The 2,831-nt window shown below is 55.8% G+C and carries 5 protein-coding genes; all 5 read right to left on the bottom strand.

Going from position 1 to position 2,831, the window contains the following annotated elements; genetic code table 11:
• Positions 1–113 precede the first annotated feature (113 nt).
• Positions 114–497 (bottom strand): PilW family protein, encoded by a 384-nt coding sequence (locus DTW89_RS18920; RefSeq protein ID WP_114657052.1) that lies wholly within the window; start codon positions 495–497, stop codon positions 114–116.
• Between the two features lie 14 nt (positions 498–511).
• A complete protein-coding gene (gene pilV, locus DTW89_RS18915; protein ID WP_114657051.1) occupies positions 512–1,147 on the bottom strand; it encodes a type IV pilus modification protein PilV in 636 nt (211 codons plus the stop codon).
• Complete coding sequence (locus tag DTW89_RS18910) at positions 1,138–1,716, bottom strand: GspH/FimT family pseudopilin (RefSeq protein ID WP_114657050.1); 579 nt, start codon at positions 1,714–1,716, stop codon at positions 1,138–1,140. The genes pilV and DTW89_RS18910 overlap by 10 nt, the downstream gene beginning before the upstream one ends.
• Positions 1,717–1,813: 97 nt before the next feature.
• A complete protein-coding gene (locus DTW89_RS18905; protein WP_114657054.1) occupies positions 1,814–2,428 on the bottom strand; it encodes a GspH/FimT family pseudopilin in 615 nt (204 codons plus the stop codon).
• Between the two features lie 101 nt (positions 2,429–2,529).
• Positions 2,530–2,742, bottom strand: coding sequence for a hypothetical protein (locus DTW89_RS18900; RefSeq protein ID WP_406564410.1), 213 nt, complete (start codon positions 2,740–2,742; stop codon positions 2,530–2,532).
• Positions 2,743–2,831 lie beyond the last annotated feature (89 nt).

Below are 2,831 nucleotides of genomic sequence, written 5' to 3'. Positions count from 1 at the left end.
CAGGCTCTCGGTGAAGGTGTCGGCTCCGCGCATGGATGGCTCGTCTGTCTGGTCAGTGGGGGGCTTGATTGTCGCGGCTGGGCGGCTGTCGCGGACTGTCGGTGGGGAGTATTTCAGCAGCCTGCTAGGCTTGACTGGTATGCCAGGGCTAGCTTGTATTCGGACGACGCTGGAGACTCTTTACCCGATATCGGACTGGTTGGCGCGGATGTAAAAACGGAAAACTCCACGTTTGCTTTGGTACCTGTCGTCGGGTCGATGGCCAAGCCGGCCGTCTGACGAAGCTGCTGGCCTATGACCCTGAAAGCATATGAGGCCTGCTGTTGCAACCGGCTGGCATCGCTAACGGTGCCGCTTAGACTTCGGGAGACAACTACTGCGCCCAGTCCGACGACGACGGTGAGCAGGCCGATAGTGATGCCCACCAGTAATTCAATTAGCGTGGCGCCGCGTTGATGCTTTTTCTGAGCGGCGAGCGAGAGCTTGGTATGTGTCATGGGTTGCTCTTGACTTAATCGGGGCAATACACAAGACCTCCCGCATAGGGCAGGCAGCGCTGTGTCAGGCTAATGTATTGAAGGTGGCAAATGCTGCCGCTGGGGCAGCTTACGGCCGCCGATGCTGTATTTGCGGGAGCAAAAATGGCCTTATAGGCATTGGTATCGGTGGCGCTGTCGCCTTGCCGCTCCCGTTCGTTTTCGCGCCAAGAAAGCATCACTCCCAATTGACGGACGTCGGTTGGTGAAACGAACACATTGGCATCTCCTAAAGGCAAATTAGCTCGAACGCTTCGTATCCAACGATCCCTGTCGTAGGCCGCGATTTCGGCGGCGTTGCAACTGCTACTGGGGAAACCGGTTGTGATGGCACAGTCTTTGACGGTGCCCAGCGATGCTGCCCATGCACTGGTGTAGCCGGACGTGCTGCCAAGCGCATTGGGATTAGACTTGATGCGTTCGCTTAAATCTTCGATCAACCGAATGGCCTGGGCACGGCGCACGCTGGTTTGTGTATCGGCCAGGGTACGCATCTGTACGCCTAGTATGCCCAGTATGCCAAGCGCCATGACGACAATGGCGACAAGCGATTCCAACAAGCTGACGCCCCTTTGTTGGTGAATGCGTCCGGATAAATTCTTCAGGTGCATGGGACATCCTCTATAACTCTTATGCGCCCACCAGAGGCCATGCAGATGCCCCTGGTTGCCGGTGATGAAATACCCTCTGGTTCGGGGGCGAAGATAAAACCTTTTGCATTGAGACCACTCATCATTCCGTAGCGGTCTACTTTGATGCCGATGCCGCCGGATTTATGGATGACGTTGACATTAGTAGGCGTTGTATAAGTCTGCAAGATCTCTTCGCCAGCGTTCCATTTGCCGGTTTGGTTGTTGTCAACAAAAACAAACCAGCCGCAGCCCCATTCTTCGTTTGTGTTTGCCAAGCTGCAGCCTGCAGTGGTTTTGGGGTGCTTCTCTATGCCAACACCTCCGCCGCGCTTGATAGCTTCTGATCTGGCGAAATAAAGCGTGGATTTCATGATTTCAACGGTTTGCTGTACGCGCCATTTTTCAATTATTCTTGTGAAGCTGGGGGCGACCAATGTTGCCAACACACCCAAGACGCCTACTACTAACATTACTTCCAACAACGTAAATCCTCTGGTTCGTTTTACACCCAGGCAGTTGCGTGACTGAAAGATTTTCGAGGTGGACATTAATACATGCCTTTAATGAGGGGGATTCACGAGGCGTCATCCAACCTATATGGTTTTGCCAATGGGTTTTCTCTGGTGCGCAACGGGGTTTTGCGGATTAGGGGCATGTGTCGTTCCCCTTGTTTAACCTTTTAACGAGCCCCCCCAACCCTACACACAAAGCGGTGGAGCCGGCATTGGCGGTGTCCTTGCCTTGTGGCACTAGCCGAAATTCAAAGCTCTTGCTTGTTGCACTATCGAGCTGCCCCCAGCGATCCGTGGTGATGTACCCATTGCTACTTGCGAGATTGACTTCGACTCCGGTTGGCGCGGCTGTTGTTTGCAACGTGTCTTCGGGTGGTGTCTGGCTCGCGTCTTGGGCTCCATTGTTGTTGGTGTCCACAAATACCGTCCACCCGCAGCCCCATTGGGTGTTGGCGCTTGCATTAGTGCAACCGTCGCCATTGGCGGTTTTGCGAATGGAAACGTTGCCGCCGCGCTTAATGGCTTCTGAGCGGGCATAAAACAAGGTGGACTGCAGGTTTTCCACCGCTTGGCGCACACGCCAACGCTCAATAAGTGGGGTAAAGCTCGGGCCTGCCAGTGCCGCCAGCACGGCAATGATGGCCACAACCACCATGACTTCGATAAGCGTAAAGCCACGCATGCGCCGATAGACGGCAGTGCGTGACGGCATGTGCGTGGTAAGGCGAATAGACAAAAAGAAAGGCATGTAACGCATGGTAGTGGTTAGATGCCTGATGGCCAGCGGGTGCCGATGAGTGGCGCGGGCGCCCCGACCAGTGGTCGGCTGAGTGTGGTTTGTGTGCCGATTCAGCGCCTTGTGTACCCCAGGCACGCCCCCGCATTGGGTAGCCCCTTGCATTCCCGATACAGGCGCCGGTCGCGCTCGGAGGTGCTTTCTTCCGACGAGCTGCGCTGGTGTTTGACTTTGACCGAGCCCTTCTTCTTGGCGGTTGCTTCTGTGGCGCTCTTTTGGGGCGCAGCATGCGCACTGTTTGGCAAGGCCATCAGGCCCCATGCCATGCAGGCACACAGAATCGCGGCGCAGGTGCCTTGGGTGCGCGGGTGGCGCAGGGGTTGGTAACTTTGGGTGGGGTGCATGAGTGCTCCAT

The sequence above is a fragment of the Acidovorax sp. BoFeN1 genome (assembly GCF_003345135.1).
Classification (GTDB): Bacteria; Pseudomonadota; Gammaproteobacteria; order Burkholderiales; family Burkholderiaceae_C; genus Acidovorax; species Acidovorax defluvii.
This window is presented reverse-complemented; position numbering and strand designations above follow the sequence as displayed.

Excerpts from the sequence above, each read along its gene's own strand:
- DTW89_RS18920 (WP_114657052.1), bottom strand. The coding sequence starts at position 497 with ATGACACATACCAAGCTCTCGCTCGCCGCTCAGAAAAAGCATCAACGC.
- DTW89_RS18910 (WP_114657050.1), bottom strand. The coding sequence starts at position 1,716 with ATGTCCACCTCGAAAATCTTTCAGTCACGCAACTGCCTGGGTGTAAAA.
- DTW89_RS18900 (WP_406564410.1), bottom strand. The coding sequence starts at position 2,742 with ATGGCATGGGGCCTGATGGCCTTGCCAAACAGTGCGCATGCTGCGCCC.
- DTW89_RS18905 (WP_114657054.1), bottom strand. The coding sequence starts at position 2,428 with ATGCCTTTCTTTTTGTCTATTCGCCTTACCACGCACATGCCGTCACGC.
- pilV (WP_114657051.1), bottom strand. The coding sequence starts at position 1,147 with ATGCACCTGAAGAATTTATCCGGACGCATTCACCAACAAAGGGGCGTC.